This window comes from Microbacterium sp. NIBRBAC000506063 (genome assembly GCF_017968845.1).
Lineage (GTDB): Bacteria > Actinomycetota > Actinomycetes > Actinomycetales > Microbacteriaceae > Microbacterium.
Genome location: NZ_CP072876.1, coordinates 1,011,781 through 1,034,032 on the forward strand (window position 1 = coordinate 1,011,781; position 22,252 = coordinate 1,034,032).

23 protein-coding genes, 1 tRNA gene and 4 pseudogenes are annotated in these 22,252 nt (G+C 68.4%); 18 read left to right on the forward strand and 10 right to left on the reverse strand.

Annotation, left to right across the window (positions count from 1 at the left end; all coding sequences use genetic code 11):
* The first annotated feature begins 1 nt into the window (after position 1).
* Positions 2–2,614, forward strand: a complete 2,613-nt coding sequence (gene mobF / locus KAE78_RS05740; protein WP_223172122.1) for a MobF family relaxase — start codon at positions 2–4, stop codon at positions 2,612–2,614.
* 20 nt (positions 2,615–2,634) lie between these two features.
* Complete coding sequence (locus KAE78_RS05745) at positions 2,635–3,471, forward strand: hypothetical protein (RefSeq protein ID WP_223172123.1); 837 nt, start codon at positions 2,635–2,637, stop codon at positions 3,469–3,471.
* A gap of 15 nt (positions 3,472–3,486) precedes the next feature.
* Here the strand turns inward: KAE78_RS05745 and KAE78_RS05750 are convergent, their stop codons facing one another.
* The 3 genes from KAE78_RS05750 to KAE78_RS05760 form a co-directional block, all read right to left on the reverse strand.
* The gene (locus KAE78_RS05750; protein ID WP_223172124.1) at positions 3,487–4,269 is read right to left on the reverse strand and encodes a Fic/DOC family protein; all 783 of its coding nucleotides are present in this window, start codon (positions 4,267–4,269) and stop codon (positions 3,487–3,489) included.
* A gap of 21 nt (positions 4,270–4,290) precedes the next feature.
* Positions 4,291–4,491: a hypothetical protein gene (locus KAE78_RS05755; RefSeq protein WP_053546674.1), complete on the reverse strand. Its 201-nt coding sequence runs from the start codon at positions 4,489–4,491 to the stop codon at positions 4,291–4,293.
* A 109-nt stretch (positions 4,492–4,600) separates the two neighbouring features.
* The gene (locus KAE78_RS05760) at positions 4,601–4,825 is read right to left on the reverse strand and encodes a helix-turn-helix domain-containing protein (protein WP_223172125.1); all 225 of its coding nucleotides are present in this window, start codon (positions 4,823–4,825) and stop codon (positions 4,601–4,603) included.
* 98 nt (positions 4,826–4,923) lie between these two features.
* Between KAE78_RS05760 and KAE78_RS05765 the strand changes: the two genes are divergently transcribed.
* From KAE78_RS05765 to KAE78_RS05785, 5 genes are all read left to right on the forward strand, one after another.
* Positions 4,924–5,169, forward strand: coding sequence for a helix-turn-helix transcriptional regulator (locus KAE78_RS05765; protein WP_223172126.1), 246 nt, complete (start codon positions 4,924–4,926; stop codon positions 5,167–5,169).
* Between the two features lie 71 nt (positions 5,170–5,240).
* Positions 5,241–5,453 carry a hypothetical protein gene (locus KAE78_RS05770; protein WP_223172127.1) on the forward strand — a complete coding sequence of 71 codons (213 nt, stop codon included), beginning with the start codon at positions 5,241–5,243 and terminating at the stop codon, positions 5,451–5,453.
* 118 nt (positions 5,454–5,571) lie between these two features.
* On the forward strand, positions 5,572–6,834 hold the full coding sequence (locus KAE78_RS05775; RefSeq protein ID WP_223172128.1) for a tyrosine-type recombinase/integrase: 1,263 nt from the start codon (positions 5,572–5,574) through the stop codon (positions 6,832–6,834).
* Positions 6,835–7,168: 334 nt separating this feature from the next.
* Positions 7,169–7,567: a hypothetical protein gene (locus tag KAE78_RS05780; RefSeq protein WP_223172129.1), complete on the forward strand. Its 399-nt coding sequence runs from the start codon at positions 7,169–7,171 to the stop codon at positions 7,565–7,567.
* 193 nt (positions 7,568–7,760) lie between these two features.
* Positions 7,761–7,925 carry a hypothetical protein gene (locus KAE78_RS05785; protein WP_193598841.1) on the forward strand — a complete coding sequence of 55 codons (165 nt, stop codon included), beginning with the start codon at positions 7,761–7,763 and terminating at the stop codon, positions 7,923–7,925.
* Between the two features lie 59 nt (positions 7,926–7,984).
* Here KAE78_RS05785 and KAE78_RS05790 read toward each other — a convergent pair whose 3' ends face one another.
* From KAE78_RS05790 to KAE78_RS05810, 5 genes and pseudogenes are all read right to left on the reverse strand, one after another.
* Positions 7,985–8,623 carry a diacylglycerol/lipid kinase family protein gene (locus KAE78_RS05790; RefSeq protein ID WP_223172130.1) on the reverse strand — a complete coding sequence of 213 codons (639 nt, stop codon included), beginning with the start codon at positions 8,621–8,623 and terminating at the stop codon, positions 7,985–7,987.
* Positions 8,624–8,784: 161 nt separating this feature from the next.
* Positions 8,785–9,021, reverse strand: a pseudogene (locus KAE78_RS05795) (transcriptional regulator); the annotation flags it as partial.
* Complete coding sequence (locus tag KAE78_RS05800) at positions 8,915–9,961, reverse strand: fatty acid desaturase family protein (protein WP_223172416.1); 1,047 nt, start codon at positions 9,959–9,961, stop codon at positions 8,915–8,917. The pseudogene KAE78_RS05795 and the gene KAE78_RS05800, both read right to left, overlap by 107 nt.
* A gap of 185 nt (positions 9,962–10,146) precedes the next feature.
* Positions 10,147–10,569, reverse strand: coding sequence for a hypothetical protein (locus KAE78_RS05805; RefSeq protein WP_223172131.1), 423 nt, complete (start codon positions 10,567–10,569; stop codon positions 10,147–10,149).
* Positions 10,570–11,050: 481 nt separating this feature from the next.
* Positions 11,051–11,133: transfer RNA gene (locus tag KAE78_RS05810), tRNA-Leu, on the reverse strand.
* 159 nt (positions 11,134–11,292) lie between these two features.
* Between KAE78_RS05810 and KAE78_RS05815 the strand changes: the two genes are divergently transcribed.
* The 11 genes and pseudogenes from KAE78_RS05815 (at position 11,293) to KAE78_RS18470 (ending at position 20,315) form a co-directional block, all read left to right on the forward strand.
* Positions 11,293–12,015 carry an FhaA domain-containing protein gene (locus KAE78_RS05815; RefSeq protein WP_223172132.1) on the forward strand — a complete coding sequence of 241 codons (723 nt, stop codon included), beginning with the start codon at positions 11,293–11,295 and terminating at the stop codon, positions 12,013–12,015.
* A 79-nt stretch (positions 12,016–12,094) separates the two neighbouring features.
* A complete protein-coding gene (locus tag KAE78_RS05820; protein WP_223172133.1) occupies positions 12,095–12,610 on the forward strand; it encodes an FHA domain-containing protein in 516 nt (171 codons plus the stop codon).
* Between the two features lie 7 nt (positions 12,611–12,617).
* Positions 12,618–13,967, forward strand: coding sequence for a PP2C family protein-serine/threonine phosphatase (locus tag KAE78_RS05825; protein WP_223172134.1), 1,350 nt, complete (start codon positions 12,618–12,620; stop codon positions 13,965–13,967).
* A gap of 4 nt (positions 13,968–13,971) precedes the next feature.
* Positions 13,972–15,356 (forward strand): annotated as a pseudogene (locus KAE78_RS05830) (FtsW/RodA/SpoVE family cell cycle protein).
* Positions 15,357–15,426: 70 nt separating this feature from the next.
* Positions 15,427–16,884 carry a peptidoglycan D,D-transpeptidase FtsI family protein gene (locus tag KAE78_RS05835; protein WP_223172135.1) on the forward strand — a complete coding sequence of 486 codons (1,458 nt, stop codon included), beginning with the start codon at positions 15,427–15,429 and terminating at the stop codon, positions 16,882–16,884.
* Positions 16,881–18,337, forward strand: a pseudogene (locus KAE78_RS05840) (protein kinase domain-containing protein); the annotation flags it as partial. The gene KAE78_RS05835 and the pseudogene KAE78_RS05840, both read left to right, overlap by 4 nt.
* 128 nt (positions 18,338–18,465) lie before the next feature.
* The gene (locus tag KAE78_RS17380) at positions 18,466–18,591 is read left to right on the forward strand and encodes a hypothetical protein (protein WP_262927772.1); all 126 of its coding nucleotides are present in this window, start codon (positions 18,466–18,468) and stop codon (positions 18,589–18,591) included.
* A 41-nt stretch (positions 18,592–18,632) separates the two neighbouring features.
* Entirely contained in the window at positions 18,633–19,325 is a 693-nt protein-coding gene (locus tag KAE78_RS18455; protein WP_317451872.1) for a protein kinase domain-containing protein, read from the forward strand.
* Positions 19,301–19,507: a hypothetical protein gene (locus tag KAE78_RS18460; protein WP_317451873.1), complete on the forward strand. Its 207-nt coding sequence runs from the start codon at positions 19,301–19,303 to the stop codon at positions 19,505–19,507. Before KAE78_RS18455 ends, KAE78_RS18460 begins: the two co-directional genes overlap by 25 nt.
* Positions 19,508–19,587: 80 nt before the next feature.
* Positions 19,588–19,920, forward strand: coding sequence for a PASTA domain-containing protein (locus KAE78_RS18465; protein ID WP_317451874.1), 333 nt, complete (start codon positions 19,588–19,590; stop codon positions 19,918–19,920).
* The gene (locus KAE78_RS18470; protein ID WP_317451875.1) at positions 19,899–20,315 is read left to right on the forward strand and encodes a PASTA domain-containing protein; all 417 of its coding nucleotides are present in this window, start codon (positions 19,899–19,901) and stop codon (positions 20,313–20,315) included. Before KAE78_RS18465 ends, KAE78_RS18470 begins: the two co-directional genes overlap by 22 nt.
* A 233-nt stretch (positions 20,316–20,548) precedes the next feature.
* Here the strand turns inward: KAE78_RS18470 and KAE78_RS05855 are convergent.
* Positions 20,549–21,186, reverse strand: a pseudogene (locus KAE78_RS05855) (anthranilate synthase component II).
* Entirely contained in the window at positions 21,183–22,202 is a 1,020-nt protein-coding gene (locus KAE78_RS05860; RefSeq protein ID WP_223172137.1) for a class E sortase, read from the reverse strand. Before KAE78_RS05860 ends, KAE78_RS05855 begins: the two are co-directional and overlap by 4 nt.
* Positions 22,203–22,252: the final 50 nt, after the last annotated feature.

Sequence of the window (22,252 nt, forward strand, 5' to 3'; positions counted from 1 at the left end):
GGTGGTGAGCCTCATGCATGGCGGTGTGATTCTGTTCCGGGGAACCGGGGCCGATGCGCGCCGTTATGTCGAGGCCGACCGCTCTCGCGCGGATGACTACTACCTCGGCACTGACGCGTCCGTGGCGGATTTCACTGCGCTCGATGGTGCCGGGAACGTGACAGTCGCGCTGGGCCTCGACCCGGAGGCGTATGCAGCCTGGGTGGACTGGACGAGCCCGCTCACAGGCGAGTCGATGGGCAGGCCCCGTTTGCCGGGCGAGGGGCGGCAGGGGTCTCCGAGGTTCGCGGAGATGGTCGTGAACGCCCCGAAGTCGCTGTCGATCGCCGCAGCTCTCCACCCGGAAGTCTCTGCTGCTCTCGACCGGGCGCAGCAGGACGCGGTGGCGGAGATTCAGCGGTGGCTCGCTCAGCACTCCGTGACCCGTGTGGGTCCGCGCGGCAAGCAGGAGGTTGTGCCCGTCCAGCAGTTGCAGACGGTGGCGGTGTCGCACCGCACGTCCCGGGCGGGTGATCCGCATCGGCATATCCACTTCCAGATCGGCACCCGCGTATGGGCGGCCGGGAAGCGGCGGGCGCTGGACACGGCGGCGTTGTTCCGGCAGCAGGGCGCGATTCGCGCGCTCGGTACTGCCGTGATCGCCGCGCACCCGGAGCTTGCGGAGGTGCTGGATCGGCACGGCCTGACTCTTGACCCCGTATCGGGTGAGGTGGTCGAGCTCGAGCGGTTCAACGGCGTGATGAGTAAGCGCGGCGAGCAAGTGCGCCGACACCTCGAACGGTTCGAAGCGGAGTGGGAGGCGGCACATCCCGGCGAGTCGATGGGGCCGGTTGTCTCCGCGCGTCTCGCGGCGAAAGCGTGGGCGCACGAGCGGCCCGCGAAGAAGCCCACGACCCTCCGCGAAGAGCAGGCGTGGGTGACCGAGCTGCACGACGTCGGCTACGACCCGGCCAGGTTGCGCCGGCCTGCGCGCCGTACGCCGGCGTCACTTGACGACCTCTCCGTGCAGACCGTCGCGAACCGGGCACTGGATCGGTGCGCGGCTGGTGGTTCGGCGTGGACGAGGCATACGGTGCAGGAGCACGCGACACGGATCATGACCGAGTATGGCGTGCAAGCAGCGCCCGCCGAGATACGCGAGTTCGTGAACGTCGCAACGGCGTTGGCGATGGAGGATTGCTTCTCGATCCTCCCGCCTGGCGCACCCGCCCCGGAGCATGTGGCGCACCTCACCTCGCTCAGGGTGGTGCAGGCGGAGACGGAGCTGCGCGACCTCATCTCCGCGCGCATCCCGCAACAAGACCCGGAGCACCCGGACGTAAGCCGGGCGGCGCGCAGGCGTGGCCTGGACGCCGGGCAGGAGCGCGCCGCCGCCGCGGTCGCATCGACCGATCCGCTCGTGATCGTGGAAGGCGCAGCAGGTAGTGGGAAGACGACGATGCTCGGTGTTGCAGTCGAGGCCGCCGCACTGCACGGGCGGGCGTCGCGGGTGGTTGCGCCGACGTTGCGCGCCGCGCAGGTCGCGCACGATGAACTCGGCGTGCCCGCGACCAGTGTTGCGGCGCTCGTGCACGCTCACGGGTGGCGATGGAACAGCGACGGCGTCTGGACGCGCCTCGCACCCGGCGACACCGACCCCGACACCGGGCACACCTATCACGGCCCAGTCGAGGGTGCGCGGCTGGCGCGGGGTGAGCGGGTGATCGTGGACGAGGCCGGAATGCTCGACCAGGACACCGCAATCGCCCTCCTGACCGTCTGCGATGAGGCGGGCGCGACGGTCGCGCTCGTAGGGGATCGTGCGCAGCTCGCCGCCGTCGGTCGTGGCGGGGTTCTCGACATGGCCGCACAGCTCCGGGGCCGCACGTTCGACATGGCGCAGGTGCACCGTTTCACTGACCGCGCCTACGCCGACCTGACGGTGCGGATGCGCGACGGTGGCAACCCTGGCGAGGTGTTCGACCGGCTCACCGTGCTCGGCCTCGTACGCCTGCACGCCAGCAACGAAGACGTGCGCGAGCACATCGCCAAGCGAAGCCGGGAGGGAGAAACCGTCACGGTCACGTCCAATGACGAGGCTCGCGCTGTGAACGCGCGTATCCGTGAGGAACGGGTGGCGCGTGGAGAGGTCGACGACCATCGCACCGCGACCGGCAACGACGGCCTCCCCATCGGTGCTGGGGACGTGATCCAAACGCGCAAGAACAACACCAGCATCGGTGTGGCGAACCGTCAGAACTGGATCGTGCAACGCGTCGAGCAGGACGGGGCCTTGCGTGTGCGCGAGGCGGGGAACGGGCGGAAGCGGCAGCGCACCGTGCGCCTGCCCGCCGAGTATGTGGCCGAACACGCGCACCTGTCGTATGCGGCGACCGCCTACGGGGTGCAGGGCGCGACCGTCACCGGGTCGCACACGATCCTCACCGACGCCACCAGCGCCGCAGGCGTGTACGTCGGCATGACTCGCGGCCGCGAACAGAACCTGCTGCACGTCGTTGCCGAGACCCAGGAGCAGGCGTGGGAGCAGTTCATCGCGGCGATGGAGCGGGACCGTGCCGACCGAGGCCTCACCGACGCGACCGAACGCGCAGCAGACGCTGTGCGGGGCTCGTGAACGATGGGCCGGTACGGCTCGTGCAGACGGAGCGGGCACGCCTGACGCAGCTCATCGAACGCGCAGAGCAGCACGCAGCACTGTTCGAGGATGCCGCCGCCCGATTCGCCGCACAGAAGCAAGCGCATCACGTCGAAGCCGAGGAGCACGCCGAGCGTGTGACCCATGCCAAGGCGCTTGCAGAGCACACCCGGCACGCGTTCACCGCCGAAGTGGAGACGCGGGTGCGGACAGATGGGCAAGAACTCGTGGAGGCTCGCGCGCAGCTTCAGGCCGCTCGCGACGCGGCGCGTGCGGCGAAGTTCGGGCGCAGGCGCACCGCCGCCCGGGACATCAACACCGCGGAAGAGTCGGTGGCGAAGATCGAGCAGCGCGTCACCCAGACCTGGGGCACCTCGCCGTCTCTCTTGCGCCCTGTCGCCGAGTGGGCGACGAAGATCGCGACGGAACACGCTGACGCTCACTCGGAGGTGCAGGCGGCTGAACAGGCTCTCAGCGACACCGAGGCCGCGAGGCAGCAGGCGGCCCAGCGGCAGGCCGTCGAACGGGATCGCCTCACCGTCGAGGTGTACGGCGCGGAGCAGGCACGGCAGATGCGAGGCACCTTCCGCACCCCGAACCCCAAGGCCGACGCCGAACGCGCCAGGAAGCGGGCAGCCGACGCGCGGCGGGTCATCGCTGAGTTGGATGCCCGCCCCGTCGCTGAGGCCGCCGAATGGCTCGCCCAGCGGCGAGAGCAGCAACGGGCCGAGCGCGAGGCGCTGCAAGCCCGTCAGGAGGCCCTCGCGCGCCGCAGCGCAGGGCTGACGAGGACTGGCCCGGATCAGCGGCGAGAAGGGCCGGGGCGCAACTTGTGACCCGGCCTGGTGACGCTACAGAGACAGCCCACCGTGGGGCGTTGGCGGCTCCGGGCGGCGCGCGCCCGTGCCGAACGACCCCGCGGCCGAATGAGAACGTCGGCGGCGGGCTGCGTCGAGTTCGCGATCCAGCACGTCCGGCGTCCGCGAGACACCCCGCGCTTGGAAGCTGCGCACCTGCTCCACCGTCACCGCCTCCCCAGCTCGCCCGCCTGCGTCGAGCCGGTGGAGGTTCGGCCGGATCAGCGCGTCGATGCCTGTGTGGTCTTCCACGATCGCGAGGGTGCGGGCGTGGGCGAACACGTCGCCGGGAATCTGAGACCAGTCGATGACCCATCCGGCGTCGCGGGCGAGCTGGTTGAACATGATGTGCTGACTGCGGGTGTTCACGTCACGGAACGGGTGGATCGCGGTCGTCTCACCCCACACCCAGGCCAGCCCGTCGGAGAACGCATCCGCGTCCAGGCCGCGGAGATGGTCACGGGCAGCGAGTTCCCCGAAGACGCGCTCAGCCTCGGGCACGATGAACGGCGGACGGCAGTGTGCGATACCCGTGCCGCCGGGGTGCGTGTCGGTGTCGCGGATGTCACCACCCCAGACATACAGATCGGCAGTCAGATGCCGGTGGATGGCCTGCAAGTGGGCGAGGTCGTATCGGCCGGGGATCGGGTGCTCGGTGAGTTCGACCATGCGCTGATGGATCGCGGCCGTCTCCACGGCTTTCCAGCGGTCGTAGTCGGTGATGCCGAGCTTGTTGATCAGAACGAGGCTGTTCGGGTAGCTGTAGCGGTCGGGCACTGGTGCTCCTGCCCGGACGGGTTACTTCTCGGGGAAGCGGTCAAGCGCCGCAGCGATCGCCTCGCGCACCGCCTCATCCGCGGACAGTTCACCGCGCACCTGACGGCGGGCAATCTCTCGGTCCGCCTCAGTCACGACCGCACCGGCCGTGACCTGCCCGGCCTCGACCTCCGCGAGCACTCGCCGGACATGGGCCTCGGATACCGGAGTCTTGAGAGCCATGCGGGGTGCCTCCTTATGGTTGGCGTTCTGTACCTAGTTTACGTCGCCCCACCGACATCCACCCGGAAGCCAGGGGCGGGGGTGCCGATTCGGCACAGCCAGCGGAGTGTCAGGATTCGCCGGTATCAGTCCCGACATCTGCGAAGAGGGCGAGGAACTTCTCACGCGGGATCACGATGCGCCGACCGAGCTTCACATGCGGGATGGTGCCCTCGTTGATGCTCGTGGTGATCGTGCGGGGATCGACGCCGAGTGCTTCGGCGGCTTCTTTGCGGGTGATGACGAGGCTGCGTCGCCCACGGAGGTCGTCCATGTCGAGGGTGCTCTGCCGCATGTCGCACCATCCGTTCGTGTCAGCGCCGAGAAGTATGGTTCATCCCACCGTAGAGAATCGCACTTGCGCTGTCAAGCATTGCGCTGTAGTTTTCTACTATGGAAACCGAGAGGGTGCGGGGCAACCCCGCAGGCATCACGAACACGCACGTCGCACAGAACATCCGTGCGGCCCGGCAAGCGATCGGTATGGACTTGCGCACCATGTCCGACGGGCTGAGAGCCGCAGGGCGCAAGCTCTCCACCTCGGGCATCAGCAAGTTGGAGGCCGGGGATCGCCGCGTGGACGTGGACGACCTGACCGTGATCGCCTACCTGCTGCGCACCACCCCGCCGCGCTCCTGACCCCGCCCGACGAGCAGACGACCCTCACCGGGGTGCCGGAAGGGTATGAGCCGGAGGAGATCGACAGGTGGATGCGCGGGGAACTCGTGCTCACCGATGAGGGGCTGTTCAACTACTGGCAGCAGGAATGGGTGATCTGCACCGACCGCATCCACCACCTCGAAACCACCCTCGCAGGCATGACCGCCCGAGCAAGGACGATCCCGAGAAGCCGAGCGCCCACCCCAAGACCATCGCCGCCTACCAGGAACGTTTGGAGACAGCGCGGGCACGCGCGCGTGTGATCCGGGAGCGAGGCGTGCAACTCGACCCGGAGGGGCGTGTGTTCAACGCCGCCGACTACATCCAGAACTACGGCGATACCCATCGGCCCGGGCAGACGACGGCAAGGAGCACCCTGTCATGACGAAGAAGCCACAGTCCGCAGGGCGAGGCGGCGGGGGTGAGAAGCAGCAGCGGCGCTCCCGTTCCCGGCAGCCCGGTTCGATCCAGGCTTACGACACCGACATGGGGAAGCGGTGGCGGTTCCAGATCTACGTCCTGAAAGACCCCGAATACCCCGAGATGGGATCGCGGCGGCTGACTCGTTCCGGGTTCACCAGCACCGATGAGGCGAACGACGCCTTGCAGGAGGCGTTGAAGCAGCGCAAGCAGAACGAGAAGTTCGGCAACAAGGTGCCGACCGTGGGGACTTACGCGGATGAGTGGGTGGCAGGACTCAAGCTCGCGGCGTCCACGATCACCGGGTACAAGAAGATCATCCGCAACCACATCAGCCCCCAGCTCGGCGCGATCCGGCTCGACAAGCTCACCGCCACCCGTATCGCCCGCCACTACCGCGACCTCGAAGACCACGGCCGCAACGACGAATACGGCAAAGGACAGCCGCTCTCTGCCAACAGCGTCCACAAGGTGCATGTCGTGCTGGGTGCGATCCTCGACGCGGCGATCGACGACGGGCACCTGACGGTGAACCCGGCGAAGAAGAAGCGAACCGTCAAGCCGCCGAAGTCCAGCGAGGTGCGGGCGCAGAAACCCGAGATCGCGACCTGGACGGCCGAGCAGTTGCAGACCTTCCTCACCTGGAACCGCGACACCCTCGACGACGAACTGTTCCCGCTGTGGCGACTCATCGCCTACACCGGCATGCGCCGCTCCGAAGCGCTCGCCCTCAAGTGGTCGGACATCAACACGAAGACGATGCGAGTCAGCATCCGCCGCGCCGTCGATACCGACGACTGGACGAAGACGAAGACCACCAAGACCGGGCAAGCCCGCGTCATCGACGTGGACACCGAGACATTGAAGGTGCTCGCCTCCTACAAGGTCGCGCGGGCCGAGGTGTCGTTCGAGCTTGCGAAAGCCGACGCCTACATCTTCGGCGACGACGACGGGAAGCTCCGCTCACCCGACGCGATGACCAGCCGCTGGGATCGCCGCCTCAAATGGGCCACCGCGAAGTTCGACTCCCTACACCGGGTCACAATCAAAGGACTGCGTCACACCCACGCGACCCTGCTGCTCGAACTCGGCGAACACCCCAAGGTCGTGCAAGAGCGGCTCGGGCACTCCACGATCACCACGACGATGAACATCTACTCTCACGTCACCCCGACCATGCAGCGCTCCGCTGTAGACCGCTTCGCCGCCCATCTCAACTCGTAAGACCTATGGTCGTGCGTCGGCATCGCAACGCTAAAGGGACCCTGTCGTCGCCGATACGGGACGCCGTTGATCTCCGGGCGTCCAAATGACGCAGCCGCGCTGGTAACCCGCTTGACTCCGAGCCTCTCATAACACGGAAGACGTCATGCCATGCATGAGCCGCATGATTCCGGTCACCTTCTAGTCTCCGAGAGCGTCTCGGCCTGTAGCCGAATGGCGCGAAAACAGTTAGCCTCTCGCAATGTCCCGAGATGGCGTCGGCGTCAGCATGAAGAGTCGCCCGGCCAGCCCGGCTACGAGAGACTGCCGCGGGAATATCATTTCGGAGTCACGGATGATCGGAGCGCTCGAGAGTGTTCGCGAGCGTCTGGATGAACTTGCCGACCGCATCAGGGGCTGGCAGGTCGATTCGGAGTCGGATGCTTCCCGCTTTCGGTCCTGTGCCGTTGACGATTGCCGCCCCGCCGAGTTGGTCGAGAAGCGGGCCTATGGCGTCTGCTGCATCGGCGGGCAGATGGCCGACGCCGCGTCCGTTGGAGGTGACGGCGACCCCGGCTGGGGATCTTCGCGTGCGGGGCTGGGTGCGGAGGACGTAGGTGCGAGGCGCTTGGCTGTCGCGTTCGCGATCGTTCACGAGGTAGTGGGTCCGTTCCAGGGCGACCGGCCGTGTCGGCAGGTGCCGGAGATCGGGAAGTTCGTGGTGGCGACTGATACGACCGGTTGTGATGTGTAGAAGTTGTTCCCACCATGCGGGCATGAGCGCCCCTTCTCCTCGGATCGGTATGCCATCACCGAGGCGGAGCACGCTTCTACTATGTCAGCCCGTGCTGTGAATCCTCCGGTCAGCCGCGGGCCCGGACAGATCGCGCAGAGACAATGTCGTTGATCACCGGTATTCTCTGGCGATTGAGCGTAGCGTGAGGAGCATGTGGACAGTTCTTCTCATCCTGCTTGTGGCCTGGGCGGTGCTGTCGATCGTGGGATTCGTATTCGAGGGCCTGCTCTGGTTGGCCATCATCGGAATCGTGCTCTTCATCGGCACCCTGATCTTCGGGATACTCCGGCAGCGCGCCAAGCGCGCCAAGGCGTAGTCACCCCGCACGGGACGCACGGGGCGCGGTCCACCTCCCTTGCCGTGGCGTCGGGGTTTCTAAAGGCGTGACGGCCGCTGCCGGGCGGCGGTGCCCTTCTCCACCGAGTTCGTTTCGGCCGCCACGCGCACATGCAGGGCGCCCGGGCGGACGCTGACGCGGACACGGGTGATGTGACCGAAGCTGTCGCCGTCGAGTTCGATGAGGTGAGGGGCGTCGAACCGGGCTTCGAACCGGGTTCCTTGGACGTAGGCGAGCGCGTGGAGGTCGGGTGTCTGCTGGAGGAGCCGGCGGCTGAGCGGGGAGCGGCGGGCGAGGCCTTGCAGGGTGAGGCGGGTTCCGATCCGCGCCCACCCGAAGCGTCCTGTCGGGCGCATCATCACGACGTCCAACAGCCCGTCGTCGATGATCGCAGCGGGGATCAGGAGCATGTTCCCGGTAAGGGTTCCGCAGTTGCCGACGATCACCGTGTGCGCCCGCGTCGACCTCACCCGCCCTCCGTCGATTCGGTAGTCGAGATGGAAGAGCTTGTTCGCGATGACCGAGCGGGCGATCGGTGTGACATACGCGAACCAGCCGAGATGCTTCTTCGCAATGGCGCTCGTGCTCTCCGCCATCTCCGCATCCAGTCCGATGCCGGCCATGACCATGAACGTATGCGAACGCCGGGCGCCGCTCTCGTCCTCGAGCTCAGCCACCCCGACATCCACGGACCGGTCCTCACCTGCGAAGGCAACGGAGACGCAGGCGGCGATGTCGTTGAGCGGCGCACCGACATCACGTGCGAGGAGATTGCCGGTGCCCAGGGAACCAGCGCGACCGGGATGCCCGTCCCTTGCATCACCTCCGCGACGGCTCGGACCGTGCCGTCGCCGCCCGCGACCATCACCACCGCCGGAGCAGCAGCGAGAGCGTGCTCCGCGGCGGCCCGGCCCGCGTCGTCGCTGCGGGTCTCGTACCAGCGCGTCTGCGCCCACCCGTGCTGGGCCTCATACTCCGCGACCACGGGGCGAAGCCGCTCCAGCGGGGTCTTCACAGGGTTGTAGACGACGGCGGCGTGCCGTCGCCCGGCTGCCGTGTGGTCGTGCGTGCTCACTGCGGGGCTGCGGTGAAGTAGCGGCGCTGCTCGACCAGGGGCAGGTGAACACGTCGCGCTCCCCGAGCCCGACACGGTTGATGTACCGCACGATGATCGCATAGGACGCCAGCAGCCCGGTCTGCACATAGGGCACATCATGGCTCCGGCAGTACGCGGCGATGATGGGCGCTGCCTTGCGCAGGTGAGGGCGCGGCATGGATGGGAACAGGTGATGCTCGATCTGATAGTTCAACCCGCCCATCGCCGTGTCAAGCAGACGACCGCCGCGGACGTTCCGGCTCATCATCGCCTGGCGGCGCAGGAAGTCGAAGCTCGCATCGCGCGGCACGATCGGCATCCCCTTGTGGTTCGGGGCGAACGAGACGCCCATGTAGAACCCGAAAAGCCCGAGCTGCACCGCGAGGAACACGAACGCGATGCCCGGCGACAGCACGACGAAGACGAGCACCGGGAAACCGACCAGACGGACCAAGAGGAACCCGACCTCGACCCATCGCCTGCTCAACGGACCGCGCGTGACCACCCGACGCACCCCGGACGCATGCAGCGAGACGCCCTCCAGGAGCAGGACCGGGAAGAAAAAGATCCCCTGATGCGAGCGCAACCACGACAAGACCCGTCCTCTCGGCGCGGCACGCTCCGGGGCCACGACGATCACCGGCAACTCAATGTCGGGATCAGACCCCAGCTTGTTCGGATTCGCGTGGTGACGGGTGTGCTTGTGCTGCCACCATCCATAGCTCATCCCCACCAGCAGGTCGCCGAGCACGAGACTTGTCCAGTCATTCCACTTGCCCGAAACGAAGATCTGCCGGTGCGCCGAATCATGCCCGAGAAACGCGATCTGCGTGAACACGACCGCCAGGAACACCGCCGTGAACAGCTGCCACCACGTGTCACCGATCCACACGAACACCAACAGTCCGCCAGCGAGCACAAGCGGCAAGCCGATCAGCTTCGACCAGTAATACCCATACCGGCGACGCAGCAACCCCTGATCTCGGATCGCCTTCGCCAGGGCCGTGAACTCACTCCCCTGCTGCTCCGCCGATCCATCGAGCGCGGTGTGGTCGAACGAAACCCACCCATGATGCGCCCCACATCCCACGGCCACGGACGCCATCAACGCCCGTGACCACCCTCGTCAGTCCAGTCGTCGATACGGGCACGATCGTCGGTCGCCACGGCACGCCGATCCGGCTCAGGCACTCGTCTCTCGGAGGTGCGGAACGTCACCGACTCCGCGAGAGCCGCGACAGAGGCCGCTCTGTCATGCTCACCCGCAGCCGCCTCCCGGAACCGGACCGCCGCCGCATCCTGCTTCGCACGGACACCCTCGCTGATCTCCGCCAGGCGGTCAGCGAGCACGCCGCCGAGACCGTCGCGCAACTCCTCAAGATTCGTGTTCGCGATCTCCAAGCGACGATCCGAGATCGTCACCTCGACAGTCGAGTACCCAGCCTTCGCGAGACGTTCCCGCGTCTCGCTCCCCAGGATCTCCGTAATCTCGTCCCGATCGGGGCGGCGCGTGAACACCGCCTCCACCGTGTAACGATCCGGGGCCTCATCAGTCATCAGCGCCGCAGGCAACGAACCCACCAGCACCGATCCCAGGCCCAGCGTCGCGGTATCTGCACCGCTCGTTCGTGTCTGCGTCTCCATAACCCCACGGTACGCCCCAACATGTACGCCTCACAGGTTCAACCAAACCCGCGCGCGCCGCAGAAAACTCCAGGAAACAACCGACCCCAGCACAGCGGTCGCACTCGCACCGGGGCTCGACACCGTCACATGTCTACGCATGGCACCGTGACCTGCACGACGCGCAGGGGACGAGCCGATGAACCGCCCCTTCAACGCGCGAAGGACAAATCTCCACCTCAGCCCGAGGAAGCCCTGAATGTCACCGTCGTTGGCGTCTTACGATCCTTCCGGATCCGCGCTTAGCACTTTTTCTAGCACTTCCAACACGAATGGCCCCCGACCCGAGAGATAGAATCCCAGGTCAGGGGCCATTTCATTCGTGTGCGCGAGGGGGACTTGAACCCCCACGTCCGTAAGGACACTGGCACCTGAAGCCAGCGCGTCTACCAATTCCGCCACTCGCGCGAGTGGGATCGGGTTCGTTCAGAACCCAACCTCCCGAGGATATCACGCACTCGCGGGTGCTTCCGAACCGGCAATCCACAGCCTCACGCCGGAAAAGTCCGCAACCCTCAGGTGGGCTGACTACGATGTCCATACCGGTCGATGAGCCTTGGGAGCCCCGTGGGACTACTGGACAGCTTTGAGAAAGGTCTTGAGCGCGCTGTGAACAGCGCCTTTGCCAAGACCTTCCGCAGCGGCATCCAACCGGTCGAGATCGCCTCGGCCCTGCGCCGAGAGGTCGACACCAAGGCCGCGGTCGTCACCCGCGACCGCATCATCGCACCCAACTCCTTCGTGGTCCGGCTCAGCGAAGACGACCACGGGCGCATGCACGGACTCGGCGGCGCGCTCACCGATGAACTGCACGCGCTGCTCACGAAGCACGCCGACTCGCAGGGCTACAGCTTCGCCGGTCCCATAGCGATCAGCCTCGAGGCCGACGAGAAGGTCACCACCGGCACCGTGCGGGTGCACTCGACCACGGCCGAGGGCCGCGTGACCTGGCAGGCCGTGCTGGACGTCGACGGGCGCCGGCATCCGATCACCCAGGCGCGCACGGTCATCGGACGCGGAAGCGACGCGAACGTCGTGATATCGGATGCCGGATCCAGCCGCCGCCACGCCGAGGTCCTCTGGGACGGCGAGCGCGCCATGATGCGCGATCTGGGCTCGACCAACGGCACCAAGGTCAACGGCGTCCGCGTCGGCGAGGCCGCGCTTCCCACCGACACGACCCTCACGATCGGGCGCACCGACCTGGTGTTCCGGATCGTGCCGATCGCCGCGCCGACGACAGCGCCGCACGACGACGCGACCCGCGCCTACGGGGTGAGGCCGCAATGAGCGCCGTCCGGAGGTCGTGTCACCACGTTTCGTCTCGCTGCGCTCGCTCAACGACCGGGTTGCGTGGGAAGGATCTGCCGTGAGCGAGTTGACACTGCTCCTGCTGCGCATCGGCTTCCTCGTGCTGCTGTGGTTCTTCGTGTTCGCGGTCGTGTACTCGTTGCGCGCCGACCTGTTCGGGGTGAAGGTGCGCAAGCTCCCGGTGGAGGCGACCGCCGGGGCGGGCGCGACCGCGCCGGCTCCGACTCCGGCGCCGCGCGCGTCGAGCCCGGGTGCGGCATCCGGAGCCCCCGCCGCCCTCGGCGCCGCATCCCGACTCGTGATCACCTCCGGCCCGAAGGCGGGTCTGGAGCTGCCGCTCGGCGACGAGCCGATGACGATCGGGCGCTCGAGCGAGTGCGGCCTCGTCATCCGCGACGACTACACCTCCAGCCAGCACGCCCGTCTGCTCGTGCGCAGCGGCGTCTGGACGATCCAGGACCTCGACTCGACCAACGGCACCTTCCACGGCAAGGACCGCGTGGGCTCGGGCACGCCCGTCACGATCGGCACCCCCATCAAGGTGGGCGCCACGACCTTCGAGCTGCGGGCATAAGAACGGCATGGTCTTCGAGGGCTCGAGCGCCGCGATCTCGCACACCGGGAAGGTCCGCTCCAACAACCAGGACTCCGGCTACGCCGGAGACAACCTGTTCGTCGTCGCCGACGGCATGGGCGGGCACGCCGGCGGCGATGTCGCCTCGAGCATCGCGATCGCCCACCTGGAGGGTCTGGACGAGACCTACTCGTCCACCGACGACGCGCAGGCCGCGCTGCAGGCGGCGACCACGACCGCCGCACGCGCGCTGATCAAGGCCGCCAAGGAGCGTCCCGAGCTCGCGGGCCTGGGCACGACCGTGAGCGGGATCATCATGGTCGACGACTCGGCGGTCATCGGCCACATCGGCGACTCCCGCATCTACCTGTTCCGCGACGACGAGGTCACCCAGATCACGGCGGACCACACCTTCGTCCAGCGGCTCGTCGACTCCGGGCGCATCACCCCCGAAGAGGCCCGCTACCACCCGCGGCGCTCGGTGCTCATGCGCGTACTCAGCGACATGGACCCCGACCCGGAGCTCGACCTCTCGGTCATGCCGACCCTGCCCGGCGATCGCTGGCTGCTGTGCTCGGACGGGCTCTCCGGCGTGGTCGACGACGCGCATCTGCGCAAGGCGCTGCGCCTGGGCCTGGCGCCGGGACGCACGGCCGACATCCTGCTCAAGCAGGCCCTCGACGGTGGCGCCCCCGACAACGTCACGATCGTCATCGTCGACGTGGGCGGGCAGCATCCGCTCCGCTCCGGCCCGCCGATCATCGTCGGCTCGGCCTCGAACCCCTCCGGCGTCGTCGTGCCCACGGCCCGGCCCGGGCGCACGAGCTGGCTGCACCCGGTCCGCCAGGCGGCGAACGAGCCCAGCCACTTCGAGCCGGCCGCCGCATACCTCGAGGAGATCATCGAGGAGGACCGCCGCCGCGCCCGGCGCCGCCGCATCGGCTGGTTCGCCGGCCTCGTGCTCGTGCTCGGGCTGTTCGCCGGCGCCCTGTGGTCGGCCTACAACTGGACGCAGACGCGGTACTTCATCGGTGCCGACGAGGACACCGTGGTGATCTTCCAGGGCATCCAGCAGAACATCGGGCCGTGGTCGCTCTCCGAGGTCCACGAGGACACCGGCATCCTGATGGACGATCTTCCGTACTTCACCCGCACCCAGGTCGAGCGCACGATCACCGCGGCCTCGCTCGAAGACGCCGAGGCCATCGCCGAACGGCTGCGCGTCACCGCGGAGGACAACGTCGCCCGTCAGCTCGAACGCGAGCAGGCCCAGCGCGAGCAGGCCGAACGCGAGGCGCAGCGCGAGCGGGAACGGGAGCAGGAGCAGGACGACGAGGCCGATGAGGACGAGGGGTGACCGGATGAGCACCGACATCTCCCCCGACACCAGCATCGTCAAGGCCCTGCGGAAGACCCGGATGCCGCAGACGCAGCGAAACCGCGAACTCTGGCTGATCCTGTTCGCCCTGGGGCTCAGCGGCGCGGCCCTCACACTCGTGCAGCTGGGCGCGCTCGGTCACATCGAGCCGGAGATCCTGTCCCTCGGCGGCGGTCTCGCGGTCCTCGTCCTCGCCCTGCACGTGACCCTGCGCATCGTCGCCGCCAACGCCGACCCCTTCGTCGTGCCGATCGCGACCCTACTGACGGGCTTCGGCATCGCGATGATCTACCGGATCGACATCGCCCGCGGACTCGAGGGCTGGAGCGCGCTGTCGGTGCGTCAGCTGGCGTGGACGGCGATCTCGCTCGCCGGCGCCATCGTCGTGGTGATCGCCTTGCGCAACTATCGCGTCCTCTTCCGCTACACCTATGTGTTCGGCCTGGCGGGCATCCTGCTGCTCCTGCTGCCGTTCGTGCCGGGCCTACGCATCCCGGGGGCGAACGCCGACGTGTGGGTATCGGTCGGGAACCTCTTCACCTTCCAGCCCGGCGAGATGGCCAAGCTGTGCCTCGCGGTGTTCTTCGCCGGCTACCTCGTGCGCACCCGCGAGAGCCTGACCTCGGTGGGCACGCGCTTCCTCGGCATCACCTGGCCGCGCGCCCGCGAGCTCGGCCCGGTGCTGGTGATCTGGCTCGTCTCGCTGGCGATCATCGTCGTGCAGCGGGACCTCGGCACGGGACTGCTGCTGTTCGGCATGTTCATCGCGATGCTCTACGTCGCCACCGGGAAGACCAGCTGGGTGCTGATCGGCCTGACCCTCGTGGTGCTGGGCGCCGTCGCCGCCACGCGGGTGCTGCCCTACGTGCGCGGGCGCTTCGCCGCCTGGCTCGATCCCTTCAACCCCGAGGTGATCGAGGCCGCCGGCGGCAGCTACCAGCTCATCCAGGGCCTGTTCGGCCTGGCGCACGGCGGGCTGATCGGCCGCGGGCTCGGCCAGGGCCGCCCGCACCTGACCCCGCTGTCGCAGAGCGACTACATCATCCCCAGCCTCGGCGAGGAGCTCGGGCTCATCGGGCTGTTCGCGATCCTGTGCCTGTACATGCTGTTCGTCAGCCGCGGCATCCGGATCGGCATGGCCGGGCAGGACGACTTCGGCAAGCTCCTCGCGACCGGCCTGTCGTTCACGATCGCCCTGCAGGTGTTCATCATGGTCGGCGGTGTCACGCGCGTCATCCCCCTCACGGGTCTGACGACCCCTTCCTCGCCGCGGGCGGTTCCTCGCTCGTGGCCAACTGGCTCATCGTGGCGCTGCTGCTGCGCATCTCCGACGGCGTGCGCCGCCAGCCCCGGGTGGTGATCGGATGATCCTTCACTCGGTCACTGAGCCCGTCGAAGTGCAGGGACCCGCGTGCACTCCGCCTCAAGGAGGCGTCGCGTGACGAAAGAGCTCCGGCGCCTCAGCGTCATCATGCTGTTCATGTTCATCGCCCTGTTCGGGGCGACGAGCTGGATCCAGGTGGTGCACGCCGATGCCCTGATCCAGCATCCGAACAACAACCGCACCCTCTACGACAGCTACGAGATCCAGCGCGGGGCCATCATCGTCGACGGGACGCCGATCGCCTCCTCCGTGCGCTCGGACGACGTGTACTCCTTCCAGCGCATGTACCCCGATGCGGAGATCTGGGCGCCGGTGACCGGCTACTTCAACCCGGCGCTGCGCTCCTCGACGGGCATCGAACGCGCACTGAACGCCGATCTGTCGGGCACGGGCGCGAGCGCGTTCTTCGCGAGCATCGAGCGGATCCTCTCGGGGCAGCCGCAGCGCGGGGCCAACGTCGTGCTCACCCTCGACGCGGCCGGCCAGGAGGCCGCCTATGCGGCGCTGGAGGGCCTGCAGGGGGCCGTGCTCGCGCTCGATCCGGCGACGGGCCAGATCCTCGTGATGGCCTCGACGCCGGGCTTCGACACCAACCGCCTGGCGGTCCACAGCGTGAGCGACGCCAATGCCGCCTACGAGAGCCTCCAGGACGACCCCTCGAACCCCATGTACAACCGGGCCATCGCCGGCGACACCAACCCGCCCGGCTCGACATTCAAGGTCGTCGTGGCGGCGGCCGCCTTCGACACCGGCGAGTGGACGCCCGAGTCGACCTTCCCGAACGAGACGAGTTACACCCTTCCGGGGACCTCGACGCCGATCTACAACGCCTGGAACGGGGCCTGCGGCCCGGGGGACACGGCCACGATCGCCGATGCGCTGCGCTTGAGCTGCAACACGATCTTCGCCCAGCTCGCCGTCGAGCTCGGCGATGACACGATCCGCGAGATGGCCGAGAAGTTCGGCTTCAACCAGGGCTTCGAGACCCCGCTGGAATCGATCGCCTCCTCCTACCCGCGAGCGCTCTCCCCCGACCGCACGGCGCTGTCCGGCTACGGCCAGGGCGACGTCACCGCGACCCCGCTGCAGATGGCGATGGTCTCGGCCGGCATCGCCAACGACGGCGTGGTGATGAACCCGTGGATGGTCGAGTCCGTGCTCGGCAACGACCTCTCGGTGCAGCGCTCCTACGACCCCTCGGTGTTCCAGGAGGCGCTGTCACCGGAAGTGGCCCAGACGCTGACCGAGATGATGGTCGACGGCGTCGAGAACGGCGCCGCCGGGAATGCAAGAATAGACGGGATCGCTGTCGCGGGTAAGACCGGAACGGCGCAGAAGGGTGACGAGCAGCCGAAGGTGCTGTGGTTCACCGGATTCGCGCCGGCCGACAACCCACGGATCGCGATCGCAGTCGTCGTCGAGGACGGCGGAGGACAAGGACAGTCGGGAACGGGCGATGGCATCGCCTCCCCGATTGCGAAGAGGGTCATAGAGGCGGTGCTGAACAGATGAGGCCGACGCAGGGTGTGTCGTTCGGTGGTCGCTACGAGCTGCAGTCGCGGATCGCGATCGGCGGCATGGGTGAGGTGTGGGAGGCGACCGATCACGTCATCGGACGGGTCGTCGCGATCAAGATCCTCAAAGACGAATACATGGGCGACCCCGGATTCCTCGAGCGCTTCCGCGCCGAGGCCCGCCACGCCGCGCTCGTCAACCACGAGGGCATCGCGAGCGTCTTCGACTACGGCGAGGAGAACGGCAGCGCCTACCTCGTCATGGAGCTCGTGCCCGGAGAGGCGCTCTCCACCATCCTCGAGCGCGACGGGATGCTCAGCGCCGACAAGACGCTCGACATCGTCTCGCAGACGGCCGCGGCGCTCCAGGCCGCGCACGCGGCGGGCCTGGTCCATCGCGACATCAAGCCCGGCAACCTCCTGATCACCCCCGACGGGCGGGTGAAGATCACCGACTTCGGCATCGCCCGCATCGCCGACCAGGTGCCGCTGACGGCGACCGGCCAGGTCATGGGCACGGTGCAGTACCTCTCGCCCGAGCAGGCCTCAGGTCATGCCGCCTCGCCCGCGACCGACATCTACTCGCTGGGAATCGTCGCCTACGAGGCCCTCGCCGGCAAGCGCCCCTTCACCGGGGAGTCGCAGGTCGCGATCGCGATGGCGCAGATCAACGATGCGCCGCCGCCGCTGCCCTCGACAGTGCCCGTGCCGGTGCAGAACCTCGTCATGGCGATGATCGCCAAGAAGCCCGCCGACCGGCCCTCCTCGGCCGCGACGGTCTCGCGCGCCGCCCAGGCCCTGCGTCGCGGCGACATCAACTCCGCCGCGATCGCCGTTCCGGCCATCGCCACCGGGGTCGCCGACGACGATGTGACGCGGATCCTCGGCACCTCCTCCGGTGAGGATGCGACGCGGATCCTGCCGACGACGGCGCAGCTTCCGGCATCCGAGGGGAGGAAGAGGACAAGCCCAAGCGGAGCCCGTGGACCTGGCCCCTCATCGCGCTGATCGCGCTGCTGCTGCTCGTGCTCGGCGGCACGGTGTGGGCCCTGGTGAACGGGGGAGCGGGCGAGCCTGATCCGACGACGACATCCGAGACACCGTCCGTCACGCCGAGCTCACCCGAGCCGACGCCCACCGAGACGCGGATCGACGTCGACGCGCTCGGCCTCATCGGCCTCGACTGCACGGAGGCGCGCTCGATCGCGCAGAACCGCGGCCTCTCCGCGGAGTGCGTCGACGGCAACGCGGCGGAGAACGAGCAGCAGGAGGGCACGGTCTACCGCGTCAACCCCGAGGGCTCCGTCCCGGAAGGGACTTCCCTCACCCTCACCGTCTACGGCGGGGTCGTGCCGATCGGGGCGCCGCAGAACGCGCCGACCCTGTCGGCGACGCCGGAGACCGACGCCACCGTGACGCTCAGCTGGAGTGCATTCCAGTGCCCGAGCGGCACCGGCCCCTCACCAGCTACGAGGTCTTCCTCCAGAACGCGGTCTTCGACGACAACCGGACGGATCGCCAGTTCTCCGACACGACCCGCTCGGCCGACATCACCATCACCGGCGGCGCCGGCCAGCAGGTGACCGCCGAATACATCGCCTACTGCGGAGATCGCAAGTCGGGCTCCTCGCCGCAGATGTCGCAGACGATCCAGGCCGCGCCGGATCCGACCGACCCCGGTGAGGACGACGACGAGGACGACTAACCTTAGAGACAGATCACTTCTTCGCAACACAGGGGGCCACCGTGTCGACTGAGCCGCGCGTTCTCGCCGGTCGCTACCGCGTCGGCGAGCTCATCGGCCAGGGCGGCATGGCCCAGGTCTTCCGCGGGCACGACGTGACCCTCGGCCGCGACGTGGCCATCAAGATCCTCAACACCTCGCTCGCCGCCGACACGGCCTTCCGCACCCGGTTCCGTCTGGAGGCGCAGGCCGCCTCCCGCATGTCGCACTCGTCGATCGTCCGCGTCTTCGACGCCGGCGAGGACACGGATCCGCAGACGGGTGCGCCGGTGCCGTACATCGTCATGGAGCTCATCGACGGCACCCTGCTGAAGGACATCATGTCGGCGGGCCCCGTCCCGGTCGACGACGCGGTCCGCTACGTGGACGGCATCCTCGAAGCGCTCGACTACTCGCACCGGGCCGGGGTCGTCCACCGCGACATCAAGCCCGGCAACGTCATGATCACCCGCGCCGGCGCCGTGAAGGTCATGGACTTCGGCATCGCCCGCGCGGTCTCGGACTCCTCCTCCACCGTCGCCGAGACGAACCGCATCCTCGGCACCGCCGCCTACCTCTCACCCGAGCAGGCCAAGGGCGAGGCCGTGGATGCCCGCACCGACCTGTACTCGGCCGGGGTCGTCCTGTACGAACTGCTCGCCGGGCGCCAGCCGTTCCGCGGGGACTCCCCGTGGCGGTCGCCTACCAGCATGTGAGCGAGACGCCGCTCGCGCCCACCGAGGTCAACGACGCCGCCCCCGGCGCTCTGAACCCGATCGTGCTGCGCGCTCTCGCGAAGGACCCCTCGCAGCGATTCCCGGATGCGGCGTCCTTCCGCAAGGCCTCACCGCCGCCGTCGCCGGACGCGTCCCCTCGAAGCGCCAGCTCACCCACCTGACGAACGAGCTGTACGGGCAGAGTCCGCGCCAGGCGGAGGAGACCGCCCGGTCGCTCCGCCAGCTCAGCACCGATACGACGATGACCAGGACGCAGTCCGGGCCCCCGATCGTGTGGATCTGGGCGGGCGTCGCCCTGCTGGCGATCCTCATCGCCTCCGTGCTGTTCTGGGCGATCACGATGCAGCCGCGCGGCGAGGTGAGCGCCGGGTCGCGCATCGTGCCCGACCTCAGCGGCATGACCTTCGATCGCGCGAAGCAGGAGCTCGAGGCGCTCGACCTTGTGGCCAAGCAGTCGCCGGAGTCCAGCGCCGAAGTCGCCGAGGGCCTCGTGATCCGCAGCGACCCCGGCCCGACATCCCCGTCGCGCCGGAGACGACGATCCTCGTGTACGTGTCGACGGGTGCCGAGATGACGACGGTGCCGACCCTCGTCGGCCTCAGCGACGCCGCGGCGCGCGACGCCCTGGACGAGGCCGACCTCGAGCTCGGCACCGTGACGCGCCGCAACCACCCGGAGCTCAGCGCCGGCACCGTGCTGGAGGCCAGCGCGGAGGCGAACACCGAGGTCGAGCCGGGAACCGTCATCAACCTCGTCATCGCCAGCGGCTTCGTGACCCTCAACGACCTGACCGGCTGGACGCTCGACGCGGCCACCGCCGCGATCGAAGAGCTGAACCTCGAGGCGAACCCCGTCGCGAGCACGGCCTGCACGGAGACGAGCCCGCCGACCGTGTCCTCGATGTCGGTGGCGCCCGGCGACGTGCCGATCCGCTCGACGATCGACCTGACCTACTGCACGGGCGAGTAGCCCGCGCACCCGGTCGCTCCGCCCGAGTTCGCCAACAGGCTCCTTTCGGTCGCCCCGCGAGCACCGCCGGAGGCGGAGCGAGCGCCGTACTGAGCGAGCGCAGCGAGTCGAAGTGACGAAGCGCAGCAAGATTGCCGTGAACGCCGAGCAGCCGATGCATGGCAACGTCGAGCGGTGTCCTCGCCCCGTTTCGGCTTGCTGCGCTCGCTCAACGACCGGGTGGGACGGAGAGTTCAGGCATCCGCACGCGACAGCGGGTCCAGGCCGGCGGATGCCGCGACGGCCCGCTCGTCGCCGCACAGCGCCAGCCAGTTCGCCAGCAGCCGGTGGCCGTGCGCGGTGAGCACGCTCTCGGGGTGGTACTGCACCCCCACAGCGGCAACGACCGGTGGGCGATCCCCATCACAGTGCCGGTCTCGGTGCGTGCGGTCACCGCGAGCTCGGCGGGCAGGTCCGTCTCGGCGAGCGCGAGCGAGTGGTAGCGGCCGACGGTGAAGGGCGATCGGATGCCGTCGTACAGCCCGGTACCGTCGTGTGCGACATCCGACACCATCCCGTGCATGAGCTCGGGCGCTTCCGTCACCGGTACCCCGAAGGCCGCACCGATCGCCTGGTGGCCCAGGCACACGCCCAGCAGCGGCATCCCGCGCTCGGCCGCCCGGCGCACGATGGCCACGGAGGCGCCGGCGTCGTCGGGCGTGCCAGGGCCGGGCGAGATCATCACGGCGTCGTAAGGGGTCAGAAGCGTGTCGATGTCGCCGGCGGCATCCGACTCGACGACGTCCACCTCGGCTCCGAGCTCGCGCAGGTAGCCGACGAGCGTGAACACGAAGCTGTCGTGGTTGTCGACGACGAGCACCCGTGTCGTCATTCCAGGTCGACCTCGGCGGGGTTGATGAAGGGCGCGACCCACGGGAAGACGTAGAAGAACAACCCGTACAGGACGGCGCCGATGAGGATGAGCAGGAGGAGGAGCTTCACCAGCCAGGGCCGGGAAGGATCCGCCAGAGCGCGGCGTACATCAGCTCTCACCCCGCCCAGCGATGCGGGCGGGCCCTCGGCACGCGGTTGGAAGCTCTCGAAGACGCCGTAGGCGATGATGCGCTCGGCCAGCGAGTGCTTGGGCGAGCAGGCCGTCAGGGTGAGGAAGCGCTCCCCGGTCTCGACCCCGGGCATCTGCGGGACGTCGAGCAGCACCTCGACCTGCGTCGGGCGCACGTACTCGAGCGTGCGGAAGCGATAGGTGTACCAGCCCTCGCGCATCTCGACGACGATCGCGTCGCCGAGCTGGAGGCGGTCGATCTTGTTCAGCGGGGCGCCCCAGGTCGTACGGTGCCCGGCGACGGCGAAGTTGCCGACCTCGCCGGGCATCACGGACTGGTCGTACAGGCCGAGCCGCTGGAGATCCAGTGTGAGCGGTCGCGTGGTGCCTCCGGCGATGGGGAAGCTGTAGTCCTCGCCGAACCGCGGGATACGCATCGTTGCGAAGACCTCGGTGCCCACCGGGCGCTCGCCGATGACGGGCTCGAACCAGATCTCATCGTCCTCGACGATCGGCACGGGCGCTTCGGGCACCGGCAGCGCATCCCACTCCGCCGACAGCGCCGCGCCGTTCTCGTTGGCCTCGGCGCCCATGATCATGTCACCGATCCACATCTGCCAGGCGACGAACAGCAGCACGACGACGCCGGCGGTCAGCAGCAGCTCGCCGAGCACACTCGTGAACGTCGCGCGCCGGCGCGGCTTCCGTGCGGGCGGCGCAGATGCGGCGGGTTCGGCCTCGGCGAGCAGCTCTTCGAGACCGATCTGCTCCGCCTGCGGCGCGCGTGCGGCCCGCGCCGCGCGGCGCGAGGACGGCGCCGTGGAGACGCCGGAGGAATCGGTCATGTCGCGAGTTTATCGAGGTCTGCTGAAATCTTGCCGCGCGGGTAGAATGT